The sequence below is a fragment of the Cryobacterium sp. W22_MBD10_FK3 genome (assembly GCF_052113745.1).
Taxonomy (GTDB): Bacteria; Actinomycetota; Actinomycetes; order Actinomycetales; family Microbacteriaceae; genus Cryobacterium.
In genome coordinates this window covers 21938-47365 of record NZ_JBGQOH010000002.1, presented here as the reverse complement: position 1 = coordinate 47365, position 25428 = coordinate 21938, and the positions used below count along the sequence as shown (strand labels likewise).

General features: G+C 66.1%; 28 protein-coding genes and 1 riboswitch. Of the genes, 10 read left to right on the top strand and 18 right to left on the bottom strand.

Annotation, left to right across the window (positions count from 1 at the left end; all coding sequences use genetic code 11):
* Window positions 1–48: 48 nt before the first annotated feature.
* Window positions 49–543 (bottom strand): DUF1801 domain-containing protein, encoded by a 495-nt coding sequence (locus tag ACEN2M_RS03165; protein WP_441646675.1) that lies wholly within the window; start codon window positions 541–543, stop codon window positions 49–51.
* Between the two features lie 168 nt (window positions 544–711).
* Between ACEN2M_RS03165 and ACEN2M_RS03160 the strand changes: the two genes are divergently transcribed.
* Complete coding sequence (locus ACEN2M_RS03160; RefSeq protein ID WP_441646674.1) at window positions 712–1707, top strand: NADP-dependent oxidoreductase; 996 nt, start codon at window positions 712–714, stop codon at window positions 1705–1707.
* A 48-nt stretch (window positions 1708–1755) separates the two neighbouring features.
* The gene (locus ACEN2M_RS03155; RefSeq protein WP_441646673.1) at window positions 1756–2616 is read left to right on the top strand and encodes an alpha/beta fold hydrolase; all 861 of its coding nucleotides are present in this window, start codon (window positions 1756–1758) and stop codon (window positions 2614–2616) included.
* Window positions 2617–2644: 28 nt separating this feature from the next.
* Here ACEN2M_RS03155 and ACEN2M_RS03150 read toward each other — a convergent pair whose 3' ends face one another.
* Complete coding sequence (locus ACEN2M_RS03150; RefSeq protein ID WP_441646672.1) at window positions 2645–3247, bottom strand: TetR/AcrR family transcriptional regulator; 603 nt, start codon at window positions 3245–3247, stop codon at window positions 2645–2647.
* Between the two features lie 176 nt (window positions 3248–3423).
* Here ACEN2M_RS03150 and ACEN2M_RS03145 point away from each other — a divergent pair, with 176 nt between their 5' ends.
* Entirely contained in the window at window positions 3424–4137 is a 714-nt protein-coding gene (locus ACEN2M_RS03145; protein ID WP_441646671.1) for an SDR family oxidoreductase, read from the top strand.
* A gap of 68 nt (window positions 4138–4205) precedes the next feature.
* Here ACEN2M_RS03145 and ACEN2M_RS03140 read toward each other — a convergent pair whose 3' ends face one another.
* Complete coding sequence (locus tag ACEN2M_RS03140) at window positions 4206–5594, bottom strand: pyridoxal phosphate-dependent decarboxylase family protein (RefSeq protein ID WP_441646670.1); 1389 nt, start codon at window positions 5592–5594, stop codon at window positions 4206–4208.
* Window positions 5595–5687: 93 nt separating this feature from the next.
* Here ACEN2M_RS03140 and pdxY point away from each other — a divergent pair, with 93 nt between their 5' ends.
* Both pdxY and ACEN2M_RS03130 read left to right on the top strand, forming a co-directional pair.
* On the top strand, window positions 5688–6539 hold the full coding sequence (gene pdxY / locus ACEN2M_RS03135) for a pyridoxal kinase PdxY (RefSeq protein ID WP_441646669.1): 852 nt from the start codon (window positions 5688–5690) through the stop codon (window positions 6537–6539).
* Window positions 6540–6606: 67 nt separating this feature from the next.
* Complete coding sequence (locus tag ACEN2M_RS03130) at window positions 6607–7074, top strand: VOC family protein (RefSeq protein WP_441646668.1); 468 nt, start codon at window positions 6607–6609, stop codon at window positions 7072–7074.
* Window positions 7075–7140: 66 nt separating this feature from the next.
* Here ACEN2M_RS03130 and ACEN2M_RS03125 read toward each other — a convergent pair whose 3' ends face one another.
* The gene (locus ACEN2M_RS03125) at window positions 7141–7512 is read right to left on the bottom strand and encodes a nuclear transport factor 2 family protein (RefSeq protein ID WP_441646667.1); all 372 of its coding nucleotides are present in this window, start codon (window positions 7510–7512) and stop codon (window positions 7141–7143) included.
* 165 nt (window positions 7513–7677) lie between these two features.
* Here ACEN2M_RS03125 and ligD point away from each other — a divergent pair, with 165 nt between their 5' ends.
* A complete protein-coding gene (gene ligD, locus ACEN2M_RS03120) occupies window positions 7678–8901 on the top strand; it encodes a non-homologous end-joining DNA ligase (protein ID WP_441646666.1) in 1224 nt (407 codons plus the stop codon).
* 68 nt (window positions 8902–8969) lie between these two features.
* On the opposite strand, the gene ACEN2M_RS03115 is transcribed toward ligD, so the two are convergent.
* From ACEN2M_RS03115 to ACEN2M_RS03090, 6 genes are all read right to left on the bottom strand, one after another.
* Window positions 8970–9305, bottom strand: coding sequence for a hypothetical protein (locus ACEN2M_RS03115; protein ID WP_441646665.1), 336 nt, complete (start codon window positions 9303–9305; stop codon window positions 8970–8972).
* A 38-nt stretch (window positions 9306–9343) separates the two neighbouring features.
* Window positions 9344–10900 carry a bifunctional hydroxymethylpyrimidine kinase/phosphomethylpyrimidine kinase gene (locus ACEN2M_RS03110; RefSeq protein WP_441646664.1) on the bottom strand — a complete coding sequence of 519 codons (1557 nt, stop codon included), beginning with the start codon at window positions 10898–10900 and terminating at the stop codon, window positions 9344–9346.
* Window positions 10897–11565 (bottom strand): thiamine phosphate synthase, encoded by a 669-nt coding sequence (thiE, locus tag ACEN2M_RS03105; protein WP_441646663.1) that lies wholly within the window; start codon window positions 11563–11565, stop codon window positions 10897–10899. Before thiE ends, ACEN2M_RS03110 begins: the two co-directional genes overlap by 4 nt.
* An 11-nt stretch (window positions 11566–11576) precedes the next feature.
* Entirely contained in the window at window positions 11577–12383 is an 807-nt protein-coding gene (gene thiM, locus ACEN2M_RS03100) for a hydroxyethylthiazole kinase (protein ID WP_441646662.1), read from the bottom strand.
* A riboswitch (TPP riboswitch) is annotated at window positions 12377–12470 on the bottom strand. (Overlaps the previous gene by 7 nt.)
* 51 nt (window positions 12471–12521) lie before the next feature.
* Window positions 12522–13181 (bottom strand): response regulator transcription factor, encoded by a 660-nt coding sequence (locus ACEN2M_RS03095; protein ID WP_441646661.1) that lies wholly within the window; start codon window positions 13179–13181, stop codon window positions 12522–12524.
* Entirely contained in the window at window positions 13178–14521 is a 1344-nt protein-coding gene (locus tag ACEN2M_RS03090; RefSeq protein ID WP_441646660.1) for a sensor histidine kinase, read from the bottom strand. Before ACEN2M_RS03090 ends, ACEN2M_RS03095 begins: the two co-directional genes overlap by 4 nt.
* Before the next feature lie 159 nt (window positions 14522–14680).
* Between ACEN2M_RS03090 and ACEN2M_RS03085 the strand changes: the two genes are divergently transcribed.
* A complete protein-coding gene (locus ACEN2M_RS03085) occupies window positions 14681–15205 on the top strand; it encodes an ASCH domain-containing protein (RefSeq protein WP_441646659.1) in 525 nt (174 codons plus the stop codon).
* A 67-nt stretch (window positions 15206–15272) separates the two neighbouring features.
* On the opposite strand, the gene ACEN2M_RS03080 is transcribed toward ACEN2M_RS03085, so the two are convergent.
* From ACEN2M_RS03080 to ACEN2M_RS03060, 5 genes are all read right to left on the bottom strand, one after another.
* Window positions 15273–16187 (bottom strand): helix-turn-helix transcriptional regulator, encoded by a 915-nt coding sequence (locus ACEN2M_RS03080; RefSeq protein WP_441646658.1) that lies wholly within the window; start codon window positions 16185–16187, stop codon window positions 15273–15275.
* A 5-nt stretch (window positions 16188–16192) separates the two neighbouring features.
* A complete protein-coding gene (locus ACEN2M_RS03075) occupies window positions 16193–17161 on the bottom strand; it encodes an aldo/keto reductase (protein WP_441646657.1) in 969 nt (322 codons plus the stop codon).
* A gap of 204 nt (window positions 17162–17365) precedes the next feature.
* Window positions 17366–18022, bottom strand: coding sequence for a histidine phosphatase family protein (locus tag ACEN2M_RS03070; protein ID WP_441646656.1), 657 nt, complete (start codon window positions 18020–18022; stop codon window positions 17366–17368).
* Window positions 17962–18576 (bottom strand): aldo/keto reductase, encoded by a 615-nt coding sequence (locus ACEN2M_RS03065; RefSeq protein ID WP_441646655.1) that lies wholly within the window; start codon window positions 18574–18576, stop codon window positions 17962–17964. The genes ACEN2M_RS03070 and ACEN2M_RS03065 overlap by 61 nt, the downstream gene beginning before the upstream one ends.
* Before the next feature lie 181 nt (window positions 18577–18757).
* Entirely contained in the window at window positions 18758–19705 is a 948-nt protein-coding gene (locus ACEN2M_RS03060) for a GlxA family transcriptional regulator (RefSeq protein WP_441646654.1), read from the bottom strand.
* A gap of 128 nt (window positions 19706–19833) precedes the next feature.
* Between ACEN2M_RS03060 and ACEN2M_RS03055 the strand changes: the two genes are divergently transcribed.
* The gene (locus ACEN2M_RS03055) at window positions 19834–20472 is read left to right on the top strand and encodes an isochorismatase family protein (protein ID WP_441646653.1); all 639 of its coding nucleotides are present in this window, start codon (window positions 19834–19836) and stop codon (window positions 20470–20472) included.
* 188 nt (window positions 20473–20660) lie between these two features.
* On the opposite strand, the gene ACEN2M_RS03050 is transcribed toward ACEN2M_RS03055, so the two are convergent.
* Together ACEN2M_RS03050 and ACEN2M_RS03045 are read right to left on the bottom strand one after the other, a co-directional pair.
* On the bottom strand, window positions 20661–20846 hold the full coding sequence (locus ACEN2M_RS03050) for a DUF6766 family protein (RefSeq protein ID WP_441646652.1): 186 nt from the start codon (window positions 20844–20846) through the stop codon (window positions 20661–20663).
* A gap of 29 nt (window positions 20847–20875) precedes the next feature.
* Entirely contained in the window at window positions 20876–21148 is a 273-nt protein-coding gene (locus ACEN2M_RS03045) for a hypothetical protein (protein WP_441646651.1), read from the bottom strand.
* A gap of 142 nt (window positions 21149–21290) precedes the next feature.
* Between ACEN2M_RS03045 and ACEN2M_RS03040 the strand changes: the two genes are divergently transcribed.
* Window positions 21291–22124 (top strand): SDR family oxidoreductase, encoded by an 834-nt coding sequence (locus ACEN2M_RS03040; protein WP_441646650.1) that lies wholly within the window; start codon window positions 21291–21293, stop codon window positions 22122–22124.
* Here the strand turns inward: ACEN2M_RS03040 and ACEN2M_RS03035 are convergent.
* Window positions 22089–23096, bottom strand: coding sequence for a hypothetical protein (locus ACEN2M_RS03035; RefSeq protein ID WP_441646649.1), 1008 nt, complete (start codon window positions 23094–23096; stop codon window positions 22089–22091). The genes ACEN2M_RS03040 and ACEN2M_RS03035 overlap by 36 nt on opposite strands.
* Before the next feature lie 308 nt (window positions 23097–23404).
* Here ACEN2M_RS03035 and ACEN2M_RS03030 point away from each other — a divergent pair, with 308 nt between their 5' ends.
* Complete coding sequence (locus ACEN2M_RS03030; protein ID WP_441646648.1) at window positions 23405–25306, top strand: ABC transporter ATP-binding protein; 1902 nt, start codon at window positions 23405–23407, stop codon at window positions 25304–25306.
* Window positions 25307–25428: the final 122 nt, after the last annotated feature.

Here is a 25428-nt window from a genome sequence, read left to right as displayed (position 1 = left end):
ATTGACTGACGGTAGGAATCTATCGTTAATCAATCGAAATAGCGAGCTCTACCGATTCTTGCCCCCAAGACCCGGCACGGACGTCACCTGCTTCATCCACGCGGCGACCTGGCGTTCGTCGAGGTCGTCTACCGACTCGAGCTCCACACCCCGGGTTGACTTGCCCATCCCCACCGGGGTCACCGGCGGCACGGGCTCGAGCGCCGTGCCATTGATGAACATGACCTTGACATGGCTGGCGAAGGCGCCGCAGCTGAAGCACCAGCCGTCCCCGACGCCGTAGTACGCCATGCCCCACTTCACAGAGCGTTGCAGGTCGGGAAGAGTCTTGGCCGCGAGCGCATCGACCGCTTGAGCGACGTCGCGCTGTGGCTGAGGCAGGCTGTCGATGTAGGCGAAGACCGGCTTGTCACCGACCGCAGCTTTGGCGGGGCTGGCCCGGCCCGTCATCGCGTCCGGCGGCGTCCAGGCGGTGTCGCCGCGTGCCGGTGCGCCCGTGGCCGACGTCTGGTCTTCACTCTTGCCGATCTCGCTGCTGTCCATGGCGAGATCATATTCCTCACGCCACGCTCCGCCCCTCCCCTGGCAACTTCAAGCTGAGTGTGTCTGGATCCCCTTGACAATCTTTCTGACGACACTCATGATTGAGCATGGTCAGAACGTTCTGAACCCGTTCCTATTGTGTTCGATCCCAGTCAAGGAGCACCACCAGTGCGATCATTCATCGTCGACAAGTACGCCGGCCCGTTGCACGAAGCGGAGACCCCCGAACCCGTCGTGGGAGACCAGGACGTTCTGGTGCAGGTGGTCGCCGCGGGGCTGAACCAACTCGACGAGAAGGTTCGCGCTGGAGAGTTCAAACAGATACTTCCCTACAAAATGCCTCTGTCTCTCGGTCATGATGTAGCTGGCACGGTGCTGCAGGTTGGGCCGGGCGTGCGTGACTTCACGCCGGGCGACGCGGTCTACGGCCGCGTCCGCGACGGACGCACCGGCACCTTCGCCGAGCGCATCGCCGTTGCCGAGTCCGATCTCGCGCCGGCGCCCCGCACCATCAGCACCGCAGAGGCCGCGTCGCTCCCCCTGGTTGCGTTGACGGCGTGGCAGGCACTCGTCGAGCGCGGCAAGGTGCAGCCCGGGCAGAAAGTCCTCATCCACGCCGGCTCCGGCGGGCTCGGCTCCATGGCGATCCAGCTCGCCAAGCACCTCGGCGCCTACGTCGCCACTACCGCCAGCGGTTCCAATGCGGACTTCCTGCGCGAGATCGGTGCCGACACTGTGATCGACTACCGCACCCAGGACTTCGAAGAGGAACTCTCCGACTACGATCTGGTGCTCGACAGCCTCGGTGGGGAGAACCTCGAGAAGTCCCTACGCGTCCTGGCGCCCGGCGGCAAAGCCATCGGGGTCTCCGGGCCTCCTGACCCCACGTTCGCCCGCACGGCCGGATTGAACCCGGTTCTGCGCGTGGCGATCACCGCGCTGAGCGGCAAGGTCCGGAGACAGGCGAAACGACTCGGTGTCAGCTACGAGTTCCTCCTCATGCGTGCCAGCGGTGAGCAGTTGCGGGAGATCACCGCACTCGTCGAGGCCGGCATCATCCGCCCGATCGTCGGAAAGACCTTCCCCTTCACCCAGACCCCAGAGGCCCTCAAGGCCCTGGTTCGAGGCGGCATCCGCGGCAAAATCGTCGTCACCAACCCCTGACCGAATTTCACTCCCAGAACCACACCCACCGGCCACCAGGAGAACCTCATGAGTACCGTCGACACCGAACCCGTCATCACCTCGTACGCGAAAGCGCCCACCAAGACCATCACCGCAGGGGGAACCACGTACTCCTACCGGGAGCTCGGGCCGAAGGGCGGCATCCCGGTGATTTTCTTCGTGCACCTCGCCGCCACCCTGGACAACTGGGACCCCCGCATCATCGACCCGATCGCGCAGAACCGGCACGTGATCACCTTCGATCAGCCCGGCGTCGGCACCTCAACCGGAACCTTCCCCGGCGAGCTGGACCACGCCGCCGATCAGGCCCATACATTCATCACCGCGCTCGGCTACTCCTTGATCGACATCTTCTCGTTCTCAATGGGCGGCATGATCGCGCAGGACCTCGTCGTCAAACATCCCGATCTCGTTCGCAAGCTCGTGCTCACCGGAACCGGCCCCCGCGGCGGTAGGGATATGGAGAAGGTGGTCGGCACCACGTACTACGACCTGCTCCGCGCCACCCTCACCCGCTCGGACCCGAAAGAGTTCCTGTTCTTCAACCGGAACACCACCGGAAAACGCGCCGGCAAAGCCTTCATCGCCCGCCTCAAGGAACGCATTGTCGACCGCGACACGGACATCAGGCTCACAGCGTTTCGCAGCCAGCTGAAGGCCATCCAACGCTTCGGCCGCTCTGCCCCGTCCGACCTGTCTGTCATCACCCAACCGACCCTGATCGCCAACGGCGACAACGACCGGATGGTGCCATCGGTGCTCTCTCGGGACCTGCACGAGCGCATCGCGGGCTCCGAGCTGATCATCTACCCCGACTCCGGGCACGGTGGCATCTTCCAGTTCCACGAAAGATTCGCACCCGTGGCGGTGAGGTTCCTCGCTCCCTAGTTCCTCCCGCAACTTATCCAGCGTGAGATCAGGCGCGCAAAATCAGGCTCACCTGTGCGGTGATCTCGTCGATGATCTCGTCGACCGATCGCGCGGCGTTCAGGCTCGCGGCCATACTGACGAACATGATCGCCGAGACGACATGGGCCAACGTCGCAGCAGCCTCGGGAGCCACGCGCCGGTCGCGTGCAATGACCTCGGCGACGAGTTGTTCAGTTTGAGTCGTGAGCGTGAGCGCCTCGCGGTGATGGGGCTCCTCAGGGTCGCCGAAGACGATCTCGCGGAGGTAGGTGCGCCCGTTGTCCACCTGCTTGCGGTTGCACTCGACGACCGGGCGAACGACGGCCAGAACGCCGGCCAGCACCCCTTCTGCAGCCACGGCATCCGCTCGGCCCCGTTCCAGTGCTCCAGCGTAGGTCGAGTTCTGCACGAGCAGCAGCAGCTCGCCCTTGGTCTTGGCATAGAGGAAGAGGGTGCCCGCGCCGATGTCCGCTCGGTCCGCGATCTCCTGCGTGGTCACGTCATCAACTCCGCGCGTTGCAAAAAGCTCTCCCGCCGCGGCGGTGATGCGCGCGAGTTTGTCGAGCTTGTTGCGCTCGCGTCGGCCGAGCATCCGGGATTCCACGGTCATTTTTCTCCTCCGGAAATATTTCATGACTGCGATCAGTTATGAGCACAGTCACTACTATCTGCGCTCGAATGTGCCTTGGCTCATTCTCCCACGCAGGACAAGAGCCCGCGCCCTCGACCGACCATCACGGGCTCACACACCCCTTCATTCGTACACCCTCTACAGAAAGTTCACTCATGCCCTCACTCACTGGATCAGTCGTTCTCGTCACCGGCGCGAACGGAGGCATCGGCACCAACTTCGTGCAGCAGGCCCTAGCCCGCGGCGCCGCCAAGGTCTACGCGACCGCCCGCACCCCGCGCAGCTGGGACGACGAGCGCATTGTGCCCCTCGTTTTGGACGTGACCGACGCGGCGTCCATTGCTGCCGTGGTCGCCGCGGCACCCGATGTCACCGTGCTGATCAACAATGCGGGGACCTCCATCTCGAGCCCCGGCATCCTCACGCATAGCGACGCGGAGATCAGGGCGAACGTGGAGACCAACTTCCTCGGGCCGCTGTTCCTGGCTCGGGCCTACGCGCCGCTGCTGGCGAACCGGGAGGGGGCGGCAATCATCGACATCCACTCCGCGCTCAGCTGGTACGCGGTGAACGGCATCTACAGTGCAACCAAGGCCGCCCTGTGGTCAGCGACCAACTCGCTCCGACTCGAGCTTGCGCCCGTCGGAGTGCACGCCGTCGGTGTGCACGTCGGCTGGGTCGACACCGCCATGGCGGCGCACACGACCGACGCGAAGCTCGACCCCGCCGTGCTCGTCGGCAAGGTGTTCGACGCAACCGAAGCCGACGAATACGAGGTCCTCGCCGACGAGACGTCCGTGCAGCTCAAGGCCGGGCTCAGCGCCCCTCTCGAGGCCGTGTACCCGGAGCTCGGCATGGCGAGCCGCTAGCCAACGCGGGAGAGGCCGCCGGGGATCATTCGAGAGAACTCTCCCCGGCGGCCCGTCACTCCTCGGACTCACAGGTGAATCTTGGCCACTGCCCGGGCCACGGCATCGATGGCCAGGGCGACGTCCGCGGCATCAGTCGACCAATTGCTCACCGAGATGCGCAGAACGTCGCGTCCGGCCCATGTCGACCCCGACATCCACACGACACCGTCATCAATCAGCGCCTGCGTGACGGCCCTGGTGCGCTCGGCTGAGCCGAACGACACCGAAACCTGGGTGAAGACGACGTCGTTGAGCACGTCGACCCCGCGGATCGACGACAACCCCTCGGCGAGGGAGCGCGCGTTGGCCGCGAGGCCCTCGATCAGGTTCACCGTTCCGGTGCGCCCCAGCGAGCGGAGCGCCGCCCATACCGGAATTCCGCGCGCCCGTCTCGACAGCTCCGGAACCCGGTCCATCGGATCTGCGACGTTGGCGTCATCCCGAATGAAATAGCTGGTGTGGGCGGTGAATGCCGACTGCGCCGCACCCGCACGTGCCACTATCGCGATGCCGCAGTCGTACGGCACGTTCAGCGTCTTGTGGGCGTCGGTGGCCCAGGAGTCGGCAGTGTCGAGCCCGTCGAGAGCATCCGCCCAACGCGGACTCGCCGCCGCCCACAGCCCGAAGGCGCCGTCGACGTGCACCCACGCGCCATGTTCGTGCGCCATCCGGATCGCCTCGCGGAGCGGGTCGAAGGCGCCCGAGTGCAGATTGCCGACCTGAAGAGCAAGGATCAGCGGGCCCGAGACCGTCGCCATTTCGGCGGCCAGAGCGTCGAGTCGAATCCGTCCCTGTTCGTCGGAGGCGACCAAGGTCGGCTCCCCCAGGCCCAGGTAGCGCAGAGCCAGTTCGACCGAGCTGTGCACCTCGGCGCCGGCCAGCACGGTCACCCTCGGTGAGCCGGTCAGACCGTCCCGGTTGACGTTCCAGCCCGCGGCTTCGAGCACAGCGCCTCGACCGGCCGCCAGCCCCACGAAGTTCGCCATGGTGCCGCCGGTCGTGAACCCCACCGAACTGGCAGCGGGAAGGCCCAGGAGGTCCAGGATCCATGCACCAGCACGCTCCTCGATCGCCGCCGTGGCCGGAGTCGCGTAGCGCAGGCCGTTGTTCTGGTCCCAGGCGCTCACCATCCAGTCCGAAGCCAACGCCGCCGGCAGTGTGCCGCCCATCACCCACCCAAAGAACCGACCGGAGCCGATGGCCATCAGCCCCGGTTCGGCAAGCCTGGCGAGTTCGTCGACGACTTCGGTGGCGTCTGTCGGGCCCTCCGACAGTTCCCTCGCGAAGGCTGTTTCGAGTTGCTCGACGTTCTCTCTCGGGCTCACCGGACGCGACGGCAGGGAGTTCAGCCACTCGGTAGCGTGCGCAGCGGCCTGCGCGAGCGGCGCTCGGTATTCGTCGGGAGTCAACGGCACGGGCACAGAGTACGCCGACCAGGCACCGCCCGGCTAGGTGCGTTTCACCCCGCTCTGCGAGGCGCACCGTTCTAAAGGAGGAAGATTGGTTTCGTGAAGATTCTCTCGATTCAGTCCGCCGTCGCTCATGGCCACGTTGGCAACTCAGCAGCCGTGTTCCCCCTCCAGCGCATCGGGGTCGAAGTGCTGCCGGTCAACACTGTGAACTTCTCCAACCACACCGGGTACGGCGCGTGGCGCGGATCCCTCATCACACCCGAGGATGTGCACGATGTGATCCTCGGCATTGAAGAACGTGGTGTGCTCCCCCAGATCGACGTCGTGCTCTCGGGGTATCAGGGCGGCACCGGCATCGGCGACGTGATCGTGGATGCGGTGCGGCGGGTGAAGGCGGCGAACCCCTCGGCCATCTACGCGTGTGACCCCGTGATGGGCAACGCGAAGTCCGGATGCTTCGTGGCGCCCGAGATCCCCGACCTGCTCCGGGATCGAGTCGTCCCCGTATCCGACATCATCACTCCAAACCAGTTCGAGTTGGGATTCCTCACCGGAACCGCGCCATCGACCCTGGACTCGACACTTGACTCCGTCGACCTGGCCCGGGCCATGGGACCGGCCACCGTACTCGTGACGAGTGTGGAACGCCCCGACCGCGAGCCCGGCACCATCGAGATGCTCGCAGTGGATGCTGAGGGAGCGTGGATCGTGCAGACTCCGCATCTGCCGTTCAAGGCGAACGGATCGGGTGACGTCACTGCGGCACTGTTCTCGGCGCACTACCGCGCCACAGGTGATGCCGCTGTGGCGTTGGAACGCACCGCGTCCAGCGTGTTCGATCTCATCGACCTGACGCACAAATCGGGTGAGCGAGAATTGCAGCTCGTGCAGGCTCAATCCTTCTACGCTCATCCGCGCATGCAGTTCTCCGCCCACCGCGTGCGTTAGCGCTCGCCAGCGCCGCCGCATCCGCGTAGTTTGGGAGCACCGCACAAGCGCGAACGAGGAGGTTCTCATGGCCGAGCTCTCACCCATCCAGCCGTGTCTGTGGTTCAACGACCAGGCCCGCGAGGCGATGGAGTACTACGTCGACGTGTTCCCGAACTCCCGAATCCTCTCGATCGAGGGGTATCCCAACGAGTCGCTCGACGAGCACTTCGTCGGGATGACCGGCAAGGTGCTGAACGGCCAGTTCCGGTTGAACGGCGTGGACTTCGTCTGCCTCGACGGCGGACCGGACTTCACCTTCAACGAGGCGATCTCCTTCGTGGTGTCCTGCGATGGCCAGGAGGAAATCGACCGCTACTGGTCGCGGCTCTCACACGTGCCCGAGTCGGAGCAGTGCGGATGGTGCAAAGACCGGTTCGGCCTGAGCTGGCAGATCATCCCCGCGAACATGGGCGACTTGCTCCGTCGCCCGGAACAGATCCAGGTGATGATGCAGCAGAAGAAGATTGTGATCGCCGAGCTCGAGAACGCTTGATGGTCGCCGGCGACACCGCAGCGCACCTGCCCTGAATCCCCCACCCGGCGGATCGGCGCGCGAGCTTCAGTCGCCGATCTCGACCGTGTACGAGACGATCTCGGTGACGCGCCCGTCGACGAAGTCGTAGATGTCGCAGGACGCCACCACCGAAACGTCCCCGCCACGTTCGGTGTACCGAGCGAGGCTGTCGACCACGACGCTGTCACCACCCACGACAGTGCGGAAGCGTTGGAATTCAGTGGTCACGTCCACGAGATCCGCGGCGCTCTTGTGGCAGAGGTTCTCGACGGCAGCGCGCCCGAGCACCGGCTCATCGCCGACGAGGCTCCACACGATGTCGTCGGCGAGATACGGCAGGGCCTCCTCGAAACGGTGGCTGGAGAACGCTTGCGCGATCTCCTCGGGGGCAGCGATCTGCTCGGGAGTGGCGCTCATGGTTATCGTCCTTTCCAACGGTCGTGTGCCGCGGTCGGTGCCGTTATCGTTTCCGACCCAGCTCTGGGCACGGTAGTCGCGTCCGGGCAGGTGAGCCAGCCCGAACGCCGTTCTCTCCCCGGCCGCCCCTCCCCCGTCGCCGGTGCCGCGCGTAGCATCGCCCTCATGAACGCGGCCAAGGACGACGCGACCACCCTCGACATCGACGGACGGGAGGTGCGCGTGAGTCATCCCGACAAGCTCGTCTTCCCCGAGCCCGGGCTCACCAAGCTCGACCTCGTGAACTACTACCTCGCGGTGGCCGACGGCGCGCTGCGCGGGGCAATCGATCGGCCCATGGTGCTCAAGCGCTTCGTGAAGGGCATCAACCGGGAGGCCTTCTTCCAGAAGAGGGCGCCCGAGTCGCGACCGCCGTGGATCGAGACGACCACCCTGCACTACGCATCCGGCACCTCGGCGGAGGAGGTCGTGGTGACGGATGCCGCCGCGATCGCCTGGGTCATCAACCTCGGCTGCATCGACCTCAACCCGCACCCCGTGCGCGCCTGGGACCTCAATCACCCCGACGAGCTGCGCGTGGACCTCGACCCGATGCCCGGGGTCGACTGGGCGCAGATCGTCGACGTGGCGTTCGTGGTGCGCGACGTGCTCACCGATCACGGCCTCGTCGGCTGGCCCAAGACCAGCGGCTCACGCGGCCTGCACATCAACGTACGGCTCGACCCGCGCTGGGACTACCGCGCGGTGCGCCTTGCCGCCCAGACCCTCGCCCGCGAGGTCGAGAATCGGGCACCGGGGCTGGCGAGCGCGCACTGGTGGAAGGAGGAGCGCGGCGAGAGCGTGTTCGTCGACTTCAACCAGAACGCAAAGGACCGCACCGTCGCATCCGCCTACTCGGTGCGCGCCCTGCCGGATGCCCGCGTGTCGACGCCGCTCGGCTGGGACGAGGTGCGCATCCGCCGCCCCGAGGAGTTCACGGTGGCGACAGTGCTGCAGCGGTTCGGCGAGCAGGGCGATGTCGCCGCCGGCATCGACGACGCGGCAGGCAGCCTCGACGCGCTGCTGGCTCTGGCCGAGCGGCTCGGACCTGCTGAGAAGGCCCCGGCGACACCCGATGGCTCCGGTCGGCGCCGCTCGAGCATGCCGCTCGTCGAGATCGCCCGGGCGAAGACCAAGGAAGAGGCCATCGCCGGCCTCGACGCCTGGAAGTCCCGGCATCCGGACGTCGTCACCTGCCTCGAGCCCGCGGACGTGCTCGTCGACGGCATGCGTGGCGCGAGCTCCCTCTGGTACCGGGTGCGCGTCAACCTGCAGCATGTCCCTGAGACCCTCCGGCCCGACCAGGGCCCGTTGGAGGTCGACTACGACCCGTGGGCCGGCCGCGGCTGAAGGTAGCTCGTCGGGCCTGGCGGGCCACGCTCGGATGCGGCCGAACGCGGCGGAAGCGCCCGTCGCCCTTAGTTCGCGCCCGGCGCAGGGGGTGTTTTCACTCGATGCTCGCTGTGGTCTTCGACGTCTGGCTTTGCCCTCAGAACGTCGGCGATATCTTCTTCCGGGCGCGGAGCGATGGTCTGGTCGACCTCGAGCTCTGGGACGGAAGTCTCGTGCGGGCTGGGAATGTGATTGCTCTGCGCGAGACGGAGGGCCTTGCCGGTGAAGTAGCTCACCTCGCCGGTGACGTCCTCGACGCCGAAGACCCAGTTGCCAGAAGGAGTGGCCCGAACATCGATGATTGTGCCGCGTGCGCGCGAAGTGAAGACGTCGTCGCCCAGCTTGAAAGCAGTGTCAGTCATAGGTCAGATTGTATGAGAGTCGGGTTGCGGCACACCTCCTACGCGACGGTCTCATTCAGCGGCGGCGGGTCCTCGAGGCGTCTGCTTTCCTCACGCGCATTTTGCAGCGGCGCCGCGAAGAATGCTCGTTCGTGCCCCGCAGACGCGCGGAAGGCGACGGCCATGCGGTGCCGGGTCGGTTCAGCCGAGGTGGAGGCGACCGCCGTGACGATTTCGATCGCGCGCGTGGAGGAGGCGGCGAACGCCTCATCGGCATAGGTGTCCAGCCAACTGCGGTACGGATGCGCATCGTGCGACAGCGGATGAAGCCGCATGCCGACGTCCTGGTACATCCAGAAGCACGGCAACAGCGCTGCGACGAGCACGCCGTAGTCGCCGCTCGCGGCGGCGGCTGCCAGGTGGTTGAGGTAGGCCGTTGTCGCCGCGCTGGGCTGCGCGCCAGCGAGGACCTCCTCGGCGATCCAGCTGGAGTGCAGGTCAAGTTCCGTAGCCATCGCGCCGTGCGCGCAGGCTGCCCAGAACGTCTGCTCGACGGCGGTCGGGGCGAGTCGGCTCGCGACAGCCAGCATCCGGGCGTAGTCGCGCAGGTAGAGGGCATCCTGGGCGAGGTACCAGACGAAGGCCTCCCGGTGCAGCGAGCCGTCCCCGAGCGCGCGGACGAACGGCAGCTCGTCGGTGTCGGTGCGGATGTCGAGGATGTCGTGCCACCATGACTCGGCCACCTGTGTCGGGGTGGGCCGTGTTTGCAGGCCGCCACGCTGCCACAGCCCGGCGAAGTGCTGGATCGGCCCGTGGCCGGAGCCGACCTGCAGGTCGTCGGCGTGGGCGATGCTCTCGGTCAGCCAGAGTTTCGCCTCGGCGACGGCGTCGCCCCACTGCGCGAGACTCGGCCCGACCGCGCCGGCCTCGGCGGCCGCCCTGGTCGCGATGGCGGAGGAGAAGGAACACCCGGTTCCGTGGGTGTTGCGGGTGTCGATCCGTGCCCCGGGAAACTCCCGCACGGTGCGGGCATCGACGAGGGCGTCTGGCACGAGGTCACCGGCCAGGTGCCCGCCCTTGGCCAGCACGAGAACCCGGTACGTCTCGGCGACCTGCTGCGCCTGGCGCAGCACCGCCGCCCAGTCGGTGGCCACGGGAGAACCGGCGAGGATGGCCAGCTCCGGAATGTTGGGCGTCACCAGGTGCACGACGCTCAATAGGTCGCGCAGCGCCTGTTCGGCATCTTCGGTGAGCAGGCGGTCGCCGCTGGTGGCGATCATCACCGGGTCGAGCACCACGAGCCTGGGCTTCACCTGGTCGAGCCACTCGCTCACGGTGCGGGTGACGTGCACATCGGCCAGCATCCCGATCTTGACGGCATCGATCTCGACGTCGTCGCTCACGGCGTGCAACTGCTCGCGCAGGAACGAGACCGGCGGCACATGCACCGAGCGCACGCCGTGGGTGTTCTGCGCGACCAGCGCGGTGACCACGGCCATGCCGTAGCCGCCGTTCGCCGCGATGCTCTTGAGGTCTGCCTGGATACCCGCCCCACCGGTGGGGTCCGTGCCGGCGATGCTCAACACGCGGGCAATGCGGGAAGCCTGGCCGGTCATGCGGTCACGCCCCAGGCTGCCCGGAATTCTCGCGCCGCCTGCTCGGGGTGCGGCGACGCACAGATCGCCGACACCACGGCGGCGCCCGCCGCTCCGCATTCGCGGAGGGCGGCCAGGTCGCCCAGGCCGACCCCGCCGATGGCCACGGCCGGCAGCGTACTGACGCCGACCAGGCGAGCGAACTCGGCCAGACCTAGGGCAGACGGTGCATCCTTTTTGGTGCGCGTGGTGTGCAGCGCGCCGATGCCGACGTAGTCGACCAGGGCCGGATCGTCGGCCGCCCGGCGCAGCTGGGCATCTGTCGACGCGCTGAGCCCGATCACGACGTCAGCCCCGACGAGGTCGCGCACCGCTCCGACGGGCAGGTCGGACTGCCCGACGTGCACCCCGGTCAGCCGTCGCCCGGCGGCGCGGGCGGCCAGGAACACATCGACCCTGTCGTTCACGATCAGCGCCACGGTGTCGGGCAGCACATCCGCGATGCGCAGCACGGTGTCCAGGAATTCCCGCCCGGCGGTCTCCTTCTCGCGCACCTGCACGGCGCTCACGCCTCCGGCAACGGCGTGCCGCACCACGTCCACGATGCTGCGCCCGGCCGCGGCGGCCTGCGCCGAGTCGGTCACCAGGTACAGCGACAGGTCCAAGTTCAGTGGAGCGCGGTCCAACGCAACACCATTCATCGGAGCACCGCCCGGCGTGCGATGTCCTCTGCATTGACGGTGGCCAGTGCGTCCACGAAGGCGACGGCGAAGCTGCCCGGCCCGGCGGCGGCCTCTGCCGCGAGTTCTGCCGCGACGGTGTACACCGTGGCCGCGGCCACCGTGGTGGCGAACCTGTCGGCGTCGACGGCGGCGAACGCGGCGATGACCGCGCCGAGAGCGCAGCCCCCGCCGGTGACGCGGGTGAGCAGCGGATGCCCGTTGTCGATGCGCACCAGCTCACGGCCATCCGTGATGATGTCGACGGGCCCGGAGACGGCGATCACCCCACCGGTCATCCCGGCCAGCGCGTCTGCTGCGGCCAGGGCGGCATCCACCTCGTCGGACGAGTCGACCCCGCGCCCGCCGGTTCCGGCGCCTGCCAGCGCGATGATCTCCGACGGGTTTCCGCGCACCACCGTGGGTCGCAGGTCGCGCAGGGCGAACGCCAGCGGCGTGCGCACGGGTAGGAAGCCGACGGCAACGGGGTCGAGCACCCACGGTGTACCGGCGTCGTTCGCGGCGGCGACGGCCTCGATCATCGCGTCGCGTTGTTCGGCGGTGGGCGTGCCGAGATTGACGAGCAGCCCGGAGGCGACCCGCGCGAACGCTGCCGCCTCGCCCGGAATGTCGACCATCGCCGGAGCCGCACCGAGCGACAGCAGCACGTTCGCGGTGAAGTTCATCACGACACCATTGGTTATGCACTGCACGAGGGGCGGGTGCGACCGCATCTCGTCGAGCGCTGAACAGGTGAATGAAATCAGGTCTTCTGGCGTGCGCATATGCGCGACATCCCTTCGCTAGTACTAACTAGATCAGGTTCAACGGGTGTTATCTCAGCTCCAGATGGAGCACCCCGTGTCACTTGGCTTTGGCCCAGCGTATCGCAGCGGCTCAGCGCCCAAGGCGGGCGCCGCGGCTCAGCTCGAAAGATACTGCAGCACAGCGAGCACCCGGCGGTGATCGTGTGCTGTCATCTGGAGGCCCAGTTTGGCGAACAGGGCAGTGACGTATTTTTCCACACTGCCGTTGGACAGGAACAGGCTTTGTGCGATCGCGGCATTCGAGCGACCTTCGGCCATCAGCCGCAGAACGTCGGTTTCGCGTGCAGTGAGCAGGTCGAGAGCATTGGACGATGAGCGTGGCGCCCCGATCAGCGCTGCCGCGACCTCAGGGTCGAGTACCAAGTGCCCCATCCCGACTTGGTGCAACGACTCGATGAACGAACCCACGTCGGCGACCCGATCCTTGAGCAGATATCCCACGCCGCTCGTCGCCACGTCCAGAAGGGTCCGAGCCCAACGCACTTCCGCGTATTGGGAGAACAACATCACCCCAACCTGTGGGTTGTGCCGCTTGATTCGCACCGCCGCTCGAACGCCCTCGTCGGTGTGGGTGGGCGGCATGCGGATGTCCATGATCACGATGTCGACCCCGCTTGCGGATGACGCCGCTTCAGCTGCTGCCACGGCCTCCTCACCGTTGCTCACCCCTGCCACTATGTGGTGTCCGCGACTGCTGAGCAACGCGACGAGGCCCTCTCTGACGATCGTGCTGTCGTCGGCAACGATTATCTTCACGAAGCGGCAGCCGCGGGCAAGGAGATTGTGATCAGTGTTGGTCCTCCTGCGGGGCTATTGACATCGAGCGTTCCGTCCACGGACCGTGCCCGCTCCAGCAGGCCGGCGAGGCCGGTCTGGTGCCCTGCGCCATCTCCGGGCGAAACGAACGCTCCTCCGCGCCCGTTGTCGCGAACCTCGAGCTCGATCCGACCGGAGCGCTCGGAGACTGTGACGCGCGCTTGAGTGGCTCGGGCGTGCTTGGACGCATTCGTGAGCAGCTCCAAGACGCTGAAGTAGGCGATCGATTCGATCACCGTCGACGGTCGGAAGATCAGCGAGACTTCCAGATTCACAGGGAACGGGACGCGGGAGCATGCCGAGATGAGGGCAGACTCGAGTCCGTCGTCGAGTACAGGTGGATGCATCCCTCGGGCGAGCTCGCGCAACTCAACGAGAGCCTCCCTGGTCGAGGAATGTGCCTGGTCGACGAGAGGAGCAATAACGCCTGGTTCGGCGCCGTGCTGGAGGCGGTCGCGAGCGTCTCCGAGGGTCATTGCCAGACCGACGAGGCGCGCTTGGGTGCCGTCGTGCAGTTCGCGTTCGATGCGACGGAGGGTGTCGTCGGCATTTTGGACTACGGCGGCGCGAGAGCGGGTCACTTCGGTCAGCCGAGCCTCCGCTCGGCTTGCCCCGAGCATGGACCGAATCACCACGCGTTGCAGGGAGGAGAGCCCGTGGTTCACGCTCGGCCAAACGAACAGGAAAAGAGCCAGGCCCAGCACCGCGAATCCAACCTGCAGGGGCACGGTATCGACGAATTCCCCCAAGAATTGCGCGCCGCGATGGGGCTGGCCGTCGTTGCCGATCTGTTCCGGCAGATACTGACCCCATACCGAGTGGGTGATCGCCCCCAACGCTGCCACCAGAACGCCGATGGAGATGCAGAATGTGGCAACCGTCAAGGCGAAGGACACGGGCAGGAACGCTAACGCCCGCCAGGTTGCGGCGTGGCTGAATCTGGAGGTGACGTAGCCGACCGCACCAGGCTTGAGGTCGTGCTTTCGTGGAACGTCAACGGCCTGGCCGAGTAACCGACGCGAGAGTTTCCTGGTCGCGGAGGCGAACCATCCGCACCCGGCCAGGAGAAACGCGGAGACAACCAGGCCCACCCAGGTGACGCCGACAGGCAACCCCACCGCAACGGCCACGCTGAACCAGAGCAGGCCCGCGACAGCGATGGGGAGGTGCGCTGCGTGGAAGGCGAACTCGCGCCAGGTCAGAGGGGAGAAAGCTGCAAGAACCCAGCGGGGCCGTTTCAAGGCGAGCGGAGTAGAACGTGGCGATACGGCGCTGAGCATGGGAGATCTTTTCTTATCGTGGGCGTGCCTGATGGCTGATCACCAGCATTCAGGATGCTGCGCGCGGCCACCACGGAGTTAGCCCCCGTTCTGTCAATAGTGTGACTTGGACCCCTTAGCGTGCGTGAATCACACGATCAGACATGAAAACATGGTGCCATGAATGAACCGTCGCTCATGGAACCGTTGGGACCACCGGACATCACTGCCTCAGCTGCGTTCTGGGAGGCGTACTGCCTCGCGAATCCGCAGGCCATCACCGCTGGCCCCGACTACACGGTTGAGTATTTCGGAGATTCGGCGCGTCTGGCGGACGAACTCCTGGGGATCGTGCTTTCTGGACGAAAGCGCGCAACAGCGGAACTCGTTGCTGATTTCGCTGCGCGCGGTGATCAGGTGCCCAGGATCGGCTCGCACTGGATTGCGTGTGACAGTACCGGTGCGCCACGGATCATCATCCGCAGTGTTGAGCTCCGGGTAGGTCCATTCACCAGCGTCGATGCCGCGTTCGCCGCAGACGAAGGCGAAGATGACGGATCGCTGGCCAGCTGGCAGAAGGAACATCGCATCTACTGGAAACGCGTCAGCGCCGCGCGCGGAGCGGACTGGACGGAGAACGACGACATCATCTTCGAACGATTCGCGGTCGTCTGGCCACCGGAGCACGCTGATCCGTCTCACTGAACGGGATGGGCGATGACGACCTTGCCCTTGCTGGATTCGGCGAGGGTGTGCGCCTCGACCGCGTGGATCAGGGAGAACTCGTGCGCTCAGGGCTGGCCGCCCAGTTGCCCAGGAGCCGGAGGGCGTCGGCGGAGCGTGAGCCCGGCTCGGCACCATAGATGAGCAACGATAGACCGGGATCGGCGACGAGTTCGGCGGCTTCGTAAACCAGATGGAGTTCGCCCACGATGGGGTGCCGGAAGTGCTTGGCACCGGTCCCGTGGTCGCGAACATTGTGGGCACCCCATCGGCTGCGGAAGGCTTCACTGAGGGTGGCGAGTTCATCAATGAGGTCGCGCAGGTGCGTGTCGCGAGGGTCCCGTCCTGACTCCATCCGGAGAATTCCGACGGTGATGTCAGCGGCGAGCTCCCAGTCCGGGTGGAACGGTTCGGAATGCTCCCGGTCAAGGAATGTGAACCGAGCCAGGTTGGGCTGAGGTCCCTGCGCAGCATACATATCGGCGTATAACGCGCGCCACATCCCGTTGCCGGCCAAGACATCCATACTTCCGTTACGGACGAACGCGGGCCCGGACGCGATCGCGTCGAGCACGACCTGCAGGCCGGGGCGCACGCTCACCGTGCGGCCGAGCCGCCGGCGCGGCCGCACGGAGCTGGAGTCAACGGTGCGAACCAGATCGAACAGGTGCGCCCGCTCGGCTTCGGTGAGCAGAAGCGCATCGGCGATGGCGTTGACAACCGACTCAGACACCGAGCCCACGTCACCGCGTTCCATCCGGGTGTAGTACTCCACGCTGACTCCGGCCAGCTGGGCAACCTCTCCGCGCCGCAGACCGGGAACCCGCCGGTTCGTGCCAGGTGGAAGCCCGACCTGCTCGGGTTTCACTCCCCCGCGCCGCGAAGTCAGGAAATCCCGCAGCTGCGACGTCGTCTCCATATCCTTCAGGCTAGTTGCGATAGCGCCGCCGCCGGCACCCGTCATTGGGTTCAATACCAAAACGCCGCTTGGGCAACGTACGGCTCTTCGAGCACCCGGATCTCCTCGTCAGTGAGCCGCAAATCGACTGCGGCTGCGGCCTCGGCGAGGTGATGTGGCTTAGTGGCCCCGACGATCGGCGAGCTCACGACGGATTTGCTCAGCACCCACGCCAGCGCAACCTGTGCCATCGATACTCCGCGGTCGGCCGCGACCCGCTCGACGGCGTCGATGATCGGGCCGTCGAAGTCCGTGTCAAAGGCTTTCGCGACGGTGTCAGCTTCCGAACGCTCGGTGGCGGCGCCACGCGGGCGCGTCAGCCGCCCCTTCCCCTGAGGCGAATACGGCACAGCGCCCACGCCCATGTCCGCGCACATGGGCAGCATCTCGCGCTCTTCCTCGCGCTTGATCAGGTTGTATTGATCCTGCATCGACACGAAGCTGGTCCAGCGGTGCACGGCCGCTGCCGTCTGCAGCTTCGCGAACTGCCAGGCATACATCGAGGATGCCCCGAGGTAGCGAACCTTCCCCGCCCTGACAATGTCGTGCAGCGCTTCCATCGTTTCCTCGACGGGCACCTCCTCGTCGAAACGGTGGATCTGGTAGAGGTCGATGTAGTCGGTGCCGAGGCGACCGAGGGAAGCATCCACCTGCTCGAGGATGCCCGCACGGGACAGTCCCGATCCTCCGGGTCCGGCATGCATCTTGCCGTTGACCTTGGTCGCCAGAACGATCTCCTCACGGCGGGAGTAACGCTTCACGGCGCGGCCCACGTATTCCTCCGACGAGCCGCCCTGGTACGCGTTCGCGGTGTCCCAGAACGTGACGCCGAGTTCGACGGCCTGGCGGAAGAATGATGCCGAGGCCTCCTCATCGAGGGTCCAGTTGTGTAGGCCGGTGTTCGGGTCGCCGTAGCTCATGCACCCCAACCCGATGCGGCTCACTGTGAGACCACTGCGGCCGAGACGGGTGTATTCCATAACGTTCTCCATGCTCTTCGACAGCAGACGATTCGACTGCTGTGAGCGACCGTACCGGGCACCCCACCTACGCGGGAGTCCCTGCCGGGGAACGTCTCACAACGGCATTCTTCCTGTCAGGCGGACTGCCGCCGTGAAGTCAGGCGCTTCCCTGGGCAGCTCGGCGAGAGCGGTACCTCCCTCGAAGCCGACGCGAACTACGTCTTAGGACTCCGAGGGCTCCATCGGCAGTTCGGCTCCGTAGTTCCACGACAAGATGGCCGGCTGCTCGCGGTAGTAGCTGAGCACCGAGACCGATCCCGCATCCAGTGTGATCTGCGCGCCGAACCGAGGGGCCAATCTCAGGTACACGGCCGTCAGGATGCGCAGGAAATGGCCGTGCGCGATCAGGGCGACGTCTCCATGCACCATCGCAGGCAGCACCCGCGTGAGCACCCGCGATGCGCGGGCGGCGACCTCCTCGACCGTCTCACCAGGCGTGTCACCGCGAATCACGCCGTGTGTGAATGCGCTCCAGTTGTAGCCCAGCTCGCTGCGGATCTCGCGGGTCGTGCGCCCCTCGTATCCGCCGTAGTCCCACTCCAAGAGAAACGGGTCGACCTCGGCATCAAGGCCAGCGAGCTCAGCAGTCTGCCGCGCACGCTGCAGCGGCGAGGTCAGCACGAGCGAGAAATCGTAATCGGCCACCAACTTGCCCGCGCCGCGGGCAAGTTCCTCTCCCCTGGCAGTGAGCGGAACATCCGTGAGCCCAGTGTGTTTGCCATCCTTCGACCACTCCGTCTCCCCGTGGCGCAAGAGAATCAGCTTTCCCGACGGGTTGTCCGGAGCGGGGTGGTCGGGCAGCGGATCGTTTGTGAACATACGGCAACAGTAGTATCGCGTCCCGGATTTGCGATGGCAGCTACTTGACCGCCTGGGCTAGACGGTGATCTGGTCAAGTTCCTCGAGGTCGGCATCGGACAGGGCCAGGGCGGCGCCGGCGATGTTCTCGCGCAGGTGAGACACAGAAGACGTTCGCGCAGGTGCACGAGGTCGAGGACATCGACACCGAGGGTTTCAAGGTTGTCGTTGATCTGTGCCCGCAGGTCGTCGGGCCTCCGTGACGACGGCCAGCCGCCCTGGGCGTCGCGGCGTCCACCGGCCTTCGTCGCGATGAAGAGATCTTTGGCGTATGGGTGCAAGGCTTCGCGGATCAGTTCGTTGACGACCCGGGGACCATAGGTTTCCGTGGTGTCGATATGGGTGATGCCGCTCTCTACCGCATGACGCACGACGGCGAGTGCTGCATCGTGATCCTTCGGTGGGCCGAGCACCCACGGGCCGGCGAGCTGCATGCCGCCATACCCGAAGCGCGAAACGGTGGTGTCGCCGAGGGTCCAGGTGCCGCCGGGAAGGGTGAGTGTGGTGCTGGTCATGGGATGCCATTGCCGGCCTGTTTTGTGAAGGGAGAGCCCGAGGTGTGTGCTCGGTTACTCACGCCGTCCGCCTCGAAAAGCTAACGCCATCCAAGTCACCAGGCTCGTCTGACGGGATGGCGCACTCGGCCGCTCGCTCCCCCAGACGTTGATTGATGGCGACGAGGTGCGCCGGCTCGCCTCACAGGCGGGCGTCAAAGCGGCGCCGGTAGCTGGATGGCGTGCACCCGAACGCTGAGAGAAAGTTCTGTCGGAGGGTGACCGTGTTCCCGAAGCCGCATGAGTGCGAAACCTGGTCGATGGAGAGGTGGGTTGTTTCGAGTAGTCTCCGCGCCTCGTCGAGGCGCCGTGAGCGTACCCACGCGGCTGGTGTTGTCCCGGTCGACGCCTGGAACGCCCGCACGAAAGATCGACGACTCATGTGGGCCGCTGCTGCGAGTTGGTCGACGCCGAGGTCATCGTCGAGATGTGCGAGCGCCCAGTCGCCCGCCCGCGCAATCGGGTCGCTGCTGACGCGCCGGGCCATGGGCCGTTCGATGTATTGGGCTTGGCCGCCCTCGCGGTGCGGCGCCACGACGAGTGAGCGGGCGACCTGGTTGGCCGCGTCAGCGCCCAGGTGCGAGCGGACGAAGTGCAGGCAGGCGTCCAGGCCGGAGGCGGTGCCGGCTGAGGTGAGCACGTCGCCCAGGTCGACGTACAACGCCGAAGCGTCAATCGCGATGTCGGGATGACGAGCGGCGAGGCGGTCAGCGGCCTTCCAATGCGTCGCCGCCGAACGGCCGGCGAGGAGACCGGCATCGGCGACGGCGATTGCTCCCAAGCAGAGCCCGACAATGACCGCCCCGCGATCGTGCGCGTCGTGTAACGCTCTGTACAGCACCGGGGTCAGTTCACGCCCGTCCTCCGCCCAGGACGGCACGACGACAACGTCCGCATCCGCTGCGGCTTCCGCCCCACTGATCCCGCCGAGTTGATAACCCTCGGCAGTGTCGATGGAGCCGGCACGATCGGAGAACAGCACCGTTGACCACTCGGCGAGACCCCGGCGGGCGACCTCATCAAAAACAAGCTGAGGCGTCGAGAGATGGAACATCGACGCACCCTCGAACGCATAGATGGCGATCTTCACAAGTCCCCCAAAGGTTGGCCTAGATCCATAGTATTGCGTCATTTGAGCCAATGGTGTGAACTGGCCGAGCTCGGGAACATAGTGGAAACGCAGTTGATGCTGCCCTATTTTGCAGGAGCTAATGACCCATGACCACACCTCGTCGCGCACTGATCCTCGTTGACGTGCAACAGGAGTACTTCAGCGGACCGCTGGAAATCCAGTACCCCGCGCACGCGGACTCGTTGCCGAGAATCACGGCCGCCATCGACGCAGCTTCCTCGGCGCGCATTCCGATCGTTGTCGTCCAGCACAGCGCTGGAGAGGACGCACCTGTCTTCAACCCCACGATGGCCGGCTTCGCGCTGCATCCCGAGATCGCTAGTCGCCAGCGCCCCGAGTGGAAGACCGTGTCAAAGCAGTTCGGCACGATCTTCGCCGGCACGGATGTTCTCGCATGGTTGCGCGAGCACGACATCGACACGATCACCCTTGTGGGGTACATGACCAACAACTGCATCATCGCCTCGGCTGCCGAGGCCGAGACCCACGGGCTGGCCGCTGAAGTGCTCTCTGACGCATCCGGGGCAATCAACATCGCCAACGAGGCGGGCTTCGCCGACGCGAAGACCGTGCACACAACGCTCATGGCCCTGTTGCACTCGAACTTCGCCGCGGTCGCCACTACGACGACCTGGGCCGATGCCGTCGCCGAGGGTTCCGTGTTGACGAAGGACGGCCTCGGGAGTTCGGCGGTTGTCGGCGCCCAGCGCGCTGCCGAGCAGTGAGCTCGGCACCGGCAAGAGCCCGGCTGAGTGCGCTCTACGCTTCCGCGGTCGAGATTCTCCGCAGGATTACCGGCGAATACCGTGCGGGTCTCATCGCCCACGACATCATTCCCGATCCCGCCACTTACGAAGGCCGCAAATAGGAGGACATCGAGGCGATGGATCAGGCAACGACCGCGTGCCGAGTATCACTCTCCTTCAGTGGCCGTCTCGTGGTGCGGCGTACCGACGGGTTTGGATTCGGACGAGCCGCCGTGCTCGGACTGCTCCTGGTTGAAGACCACGGTGCCGGCAATGGACTGGATCCACCATGAGCACACAAAAATTGCCCCCATCACCAGTAGCAGGGAGTTGGCGTAGAGCGTCAGCCGCAATCCGGCAGGCAGCTGACTCCGTTCAAGATTCAGTGGTGGCCGGCGGCTGTGGTTCCGAACAGGAGCGTGCGCCGCTCGACGTCGTAGAACACGGTCTCAGCTGTCGACAGCAGGTCCTGGAGGTTGTCGGCGTCATCTGCGTCGATGGTGAGCACCTCTTCCCATGCGCCCTGGTCAAGCACAAGCTGAAGGGTCCAGGTCCCGGGTTTCCCAGGTTCACCGGCGACCCAACTGAACTGGTAGTGGCTGAGCTGACGCACCTTGAGGCTATTGTCGGTCACAGGTTGCGACACGTTGGCCATGAATATTCTCCTCATCATTTGCGCGCGGTCTACCCGCGATTAAGGCACCGTACGCACGTCGGGCCAGCACGTCAACGACCAGAGTTGGGCGTGCAAAGCAACCCCCGGGTAGGCCGTGCGATCCGAGGCTACCGTGTCCGGTATGAGCGGAATTCCTGACCTCCCAACCAACATCGACACAACTTCTCGGGCACAACGAGCCATCGTCTCCGCCGCCGACTCCGGAATCGGCCGCGCCACCGCCGTGGCGCTGGCCGCGGCAGGCAGCGACGTAGGCATCACCTGGCACACGGACGAGCACGGCGCCCTCGATACCGCCGAGGAGGTCCGAGCCCATGGTGCCCGAGCTGTCATCGCCCACCTCGACACCACCGACATACCCGCCTGCGGTGACGTGATCGACCGGCTAGCCGAGGAACTCGGCGGACTGGACGTCTTCGTCAACAACGCCGGAACCGGCGGAGCCACCCCGTTGCTCGACCTCGGGTACCGGGAGTGGAACGAAATAATCACGACTGACCTGAGCGGCGCTTTCGTCTGCATTCAACGCGCCGCACGACGAATGGTGGCCGCCGGCACCGGGGGTCGCATCATCGCCGTCTCCAGCGTGCACGAACACCAGCCCCGAGTGGGTTCAAGCGCCTACGACGCAGCGAAACACGGCCTCGGCGGGCTGGTGAAGACCGCAGCACTCGAACTCGCGCCGTACGCCATCACGGTCAACACCGTTGCGCCAGGAGAGATCGCGACCCCGATGACCAGCCAGACCGATGAAGACCCACACGGCACAGAACGTCCCGGCATCCCACTCGGACGACCCGGTCACGCGCGGGAAATCGCTGCCGTGATCGCCTTCCTCTCCTCATCCGCATCCAGCTATATCACCGGCAGCTCAATCGTGGTCGACGGCGGCATGCTTCAGATGGGGCCACAAGCCGGTTCACACCTCACGAGCAACGAATGGCGTTCCGTGTAGGTCTGGAGAATTGTCGTTACGAGCGGCTAGTAGGGCTGCGGATCGCACGGCGATGCTCCCGATCAGCAGTGTGACCAGTCCGATGGCAAGCCACGCCCACACCATATGTCCGGGGCCGCCCCACAGCGCGAGCCAGTGCACCGTGTAAGTTCCGCTCGACGCGGCGGTGAAAGTGAAAGCCCAGAACCCCAGCGTGAAAGGCAGTCGCCAGTACGCTCCCAGCATCATCAGTTGCACGAGAATCAGCACAACGAAGGTACCCAGCAGCATTGTCTCCACCAGATCGATCCGACCGCCGTTCACCGCGAACCAGGCGTTACCCGCGACGGCCGGCGGTGCGGAGAAGATCGCGAAGGTCGGCAGGAGTGCAGCGGGCGGAGCCGGGCGGAACGCCATCCGCGCCAGGATGATCGTGCCGAGCACGAGCCAGAAGAGGATGCCCACCGCGATGGCAGCCTCGCCCAAGAGCGTCCAGCCGAAGGTGCCTGCACTCTGCCCGACGATGAAGGCCGCCGCCACGGTGGGCAACAAGTACCCAGCGTGGATAGCGTCGATGCTTCGCTGGCGCAGCGCCAGCTGGGCGAGAAACCAGGCCCCGAAGAGCAACCCGATGGCCACGAACACGCCCGTGATGATGCGGCCGGCGATCGGGAGCTGCTGCGCGTAGTGCGTGCAGACGAGCATCGCCGACGTCGGGGCGAGCGAGGCGAACGCCCCCTGCACCGGGTCGCGCAGGTCCTCGCGGATGCTTCCACCGCGGTTGCGGGATCGCCAGAGGTAGTTCGCAACGACCGCGATCCATGCCGCGGCCGCGAGCATCCAGAGCCCCTCGGCGATGATCTGGGGCGCGAGCGACGTGGCACCGGCCATGGTCCAAGTGCCGGCGAGGCCGGATAGCCCGAATGGGATGCCGAGACTGCTCAGGGGGGCCCGGGCGGTGTCGCGGGCGGTCTGCCGCGGGGGCGATGTCATGCGCATGTCTCCTCGCGGGCGGACCAGGCGTGTGGGCGGCCTGCCCATCACATCGTCATACATCCCACCCAGGTCCACGCTACGCGGGGTGAGCCGGGACCTTGGTCACAGGCCGGCGCCGGCGACGATCCTGACGCCAAATTAGTGCGTACCCCTCCGGGCGCCCCTCTCCTTCACAACAACCGCTCATCGAGCCGACGGGATTTGAAGACGTTTCCTCACACACCCGGGGTCGCCGCCGCTGGGGAGAACCCCAACTCGGGCCAGCCGCCGTCTAAACTGGTCGTTTGCCCACGGAAGGAACCTCAATGAGCATGGAAGGCGCGGCCTGGAGCTCGCTGTACAAGATCTCGAGCGCCAGGGACGGCAAGCACGGCTTCTCCCGTGAGTCCGTTCGGCGGATCCTGACGTTCGCGGTGCCCTACCGGCCCATGCTGGTGATCTTCATCGCCCTCTCCATCGTGGGAGCTTTCCTCGCGGTCGCAACGCCGGTACTCGCCGGCCAGGTGGTCGACGTCATCGTCGCCGAGGGCGCGGCCTCCACCATCGTGTGGCTCGCCGTGGTCATCGCCCTCGTGGCCGTGGCCGACGCCGCCGTGTCACTCGTGACCCGCTGGTACTCGGCGCGGATCGGCGAAGGCGTGATCCTGGACCTCCGCACCGCCGTCTTCAACCACGTGCAGAAGATGCCGATCGCGTTCTTCACCCGCACGCGCACGGGCGCCCTCGTGAGCCGCCTCAACAACGATGTGATCGGCGCTCAGCAGGCCTTCAGCGGCACACTGTCCGGCGTGGTCACGAACCTCGTGGCGCTGACCCTCACCCTGATCGTCATGCTCAGCACGTCCTGGCTGGTGACGGTTCTCGCCGTGATCATGCTCCCCATCTTCCTGGTACCCGCGCGCCGCATGGGCAGCCGCCTCGCAGCGCTGCGCCGCGAGGCCGCCGATCACAATTCCGCCATGAGCACGCAGATGACCGAGCGCTTCTCGGCGCCCGGCGCCACCCTCGTCAAGCTGTTCGGCCGGCCCGACGAGGAGGCCGAGGAGTTCCGCGTGCGCGCCGCCCGCGTCCGCGACATCGGGGTGCGGACCGCGATGCTGCAGTTCGTCTTCTTCACCGCACTGATGCTCGTCTCCGCCCTGGCCCTCGCGCTCGTGTACGGGCTCGGCGGCTCCCTCGCACTCGCCGGCCAGCTGAACACCGGTGACGTGGTCACCCTGGCGCTGCTCCTCACCCGCCTCTACGCGCCGCTGACCAGCCTCGCCAACGCACGAGTGGAGATCATGAGCGCGGTGGTCAGCTTCGAGCGCGTCTTCGAGGTGCTCGACCTCGACCCGCTCATCAAGGAGAAGCCCGACGCCGCCGCCGTTCCCGAAGGCCCGGTGTCCGTTGAATTCGACAACGTCCGCTTCGCCTACCCGTCCGCAGACAAGGTGTCCCTCGCCTCGCTCGAGGAGGTCGCCACCCTGGACACCCGCGGCGGCGAGGAGGTGCTGCACGGCGTGTCCTTCAGGATCGAGCCCGGGCAGACCGTTGCCCTCGTTGGCACGTCCGGGGCCGGCAAATCCACAATTGCGCAGCTGCTCTCCCGCCTGTATGACGTCGACAGCGGCGCCGTGCGCCTCGCGGGCACGGATGTCCGCGATGTCACTTTCGCGTCAATGCGACACACCCTGGGCATGGTGACGCAGGACGGCCACCTGTTCCACGAGACCATCCTCTCCAACCTGCGCCTCGCTAGGCCGGAGGCGTCCGACGATGAGGTGTGGGATGCCGTGCGCCGTGCGCGGCTCGAGCCGCTCATCCGGTCCCTGCCGGACCAGCTGGACACCATGGTCGGCGAGCGTGGCTACCGGCTCTCCGGGGGTGAGCGTCAGCGGATGACCATCGCGAGGCTCCTGCTTGCCCAGCCGCGCGTCGTCATCCTCGATGAGGCGACGGCGGCGCTGGACTCGACGTCTGAGGCCGCCGTGCAGGCGGCCCTCAGCGAGGCGCTCGAGGGCCGCACGGCGATGGTGATCGCCCACCGCCTCTCCACAATCCGCAGCGCGGACCTGATCCTCGTGGTTGAGGACGGCTCGATCGTGGAGCGCGGTACACACGAGGAACTGCTGGCTATGGGTGGGCGGTACGAGGAATTGCACCGGACCCAGTTCGCCGTGCAGAAGAATGTCGCGGCCGATGAGGAAGCGCTAAGCGGGATCTAGACGGTATGAGGGTGTTCAGCTCTTGAGTCTGGGGCCTTCGTTCAAGTTCGGGCGAAGGCACCGTCGCTGTCCAACGGTGCAAACTCGACGACCCGACCAAGCGCAGATCGCTTGGCCGGGAC

What these genes read in the sequence shown, in the direction of transcription:
- ACEN2M_RS03155 (WP_441646673.1), top strand. Translation starts at nt 1,756, where the DNA reads ATGAGTACCGTCGACACCGAACCCGTCATCACCTCGTACGCGAAAGCG.
- ACEN2M_RS03045 (WP_441646651.1), bottom strand. Translation starts at nt 21,148, where the DNA reads ATGGCCAACGTGTCGCAACCTGTGACCGACAATAGCCTCAAGGTGCGT.
- ACEN2M_RS03090 (WP_441646660.1), bottom strand. Translation starts at nt 14,521, where the DNA reads ATGCTCAGCGCCGTATCGCCACGTTCTACTCCGCTCGCCTTGAAACGG.
- thiM (WP_441646662.1), bottom strand. Translation starts at nt 12,383, where the DNA reads ATGCGCACGCCAGAAGACCTGATTTCATTCACCTGTTCAGCGCTCGAC.
- ACEN2M_RS03110 (WP_441646664.1), bottom strand. Translation starts at nt 10,900, where the DNA reads ATGACCGGCCAGGCTTCCCGCATTGCCCGCGTGTTGAGCATCGCCGGC.
- ACEN2M_RS03150 (WP_441646672.1), bottom strand. Translation starts at nt 3,247, where the DNA reads ATGACCGTGGAATCCCGGATGCTCGGCCGACGCGAGCGCAACAAGCTC.
- ACEN2M_RS03145 (WP_441646671.1), top strand. Translation starts at nt 3,424, where the DNA reads ATGCCCTCACTCACTGGATCAGTCGTTCTCGTCACCGGCGCGAACGGA.
- ACEN2M_RS03085 (WP_441646659.1), top strand. Translation starts at nt 14,681, where the DNA reads ATGAATGAACCGTCGCTCATGGAACCGTTGGGACCACCGGACATCACT.
- ACEN2M_RS03075 (WP_441646657.1), bottom strand. Translation starts at nt 17,161, where the DNA reads ATGGAATACACCCGTCTCGGCCGCAGTGGTCTCACAGTGAGCCGCATC.
- ACEN2M_RS03035 (WP_441646649.1), bottom strand. Translation starts at nt 23,096, where the DNA reads ATGACATCGCCCCCGCGGCAGACCGCCCGCGACACCGCCCGGGCCCCC.
- ACEN2M_RS03080 (WP_441646658.1), bottom strand. Translation starts at nt 16,187, where the DNA reads ATGACGGGTGCCGGCGGCGGCGCTATCGCAACTAGCCTGAAGGATATG.
- ACEN2M_RS03040 (WP_441646650.1), top strand. Translation starts at nt 21,291, where the DNA reads ATGAGCGGAATTCCTGACCTCCCAACCAACATCGACACAACTTCTCGG.
- ligD (WP_441646666.1), top strand. Translation starts at nt 7,678, where the DNA reads ATGAACGCGGCCAAGGACGACGCGACCACCCTCGACATCGACGGACGG.
- ACEN2M_RS03055 (WP_441646653.1), top strand. Translation starts at nt 19,834, where the DNA reads ATGACCACACCTCGTCGCGCACTGATCCTCGTTGACGTGCAACAGGAG.
- ACEN2M_RS03130 (WP_441646668.1), top strand. Translation starts at nt 6,607, where the DNA reads ATGGCCGAGCTCTCACCCATCCAGCCGTGTCTGTGGTTCAACGACCAG.
- ACEN2M_RS03165 (WP_441646675.1), bottom strand. Translation starts at nt 543, where the DNA reads ATGGACAGCAGCGAGATCGGCAAGAGTGAAGACCAGACGTCGGCCACG.
- ACEN2M_RS03125 (WP_441646667.1), bottom strand. Translation starts at nt 7,512, where the DNA reads ATGAGCGCCACTCCCGAGCAGATCGCTGCCCCCGAGGAGATCGCGCAA.
- ACEN2M_RS03065 (WP_441646655.1), bottom strand. Translation starts at nt 18,576, where the DNA reads ATGACCAGCACCACACTCACCCTTCCCGGCGGCACCTGGACCCTCGGC.
- ACEN2M_RS03115 (WP_441646665.1), bottom strand. Translation starts at nt 9,305, where the DNA reads ATGACTGACACTGCTTTCAAGCTGGGCGACGACGTCTTCACTTCGCGC.
- ACEN2M_RS03030 (WP_441646648.1), top strand. Translation starts at nt 23,405, where the DNA reads ATGAGCATGGAAGGCGCGGCCTGGAGCTCGCTGTACAAGATCTCGAGC.
- ACEN2M_RS03070 (WP_441646656.1), bottom strand. Translation starts at nt 18,022, where the DNA reads ATGTTCACAAACGATCCGCTGCCCGACCACCCCGCTCCGGACAACCCG.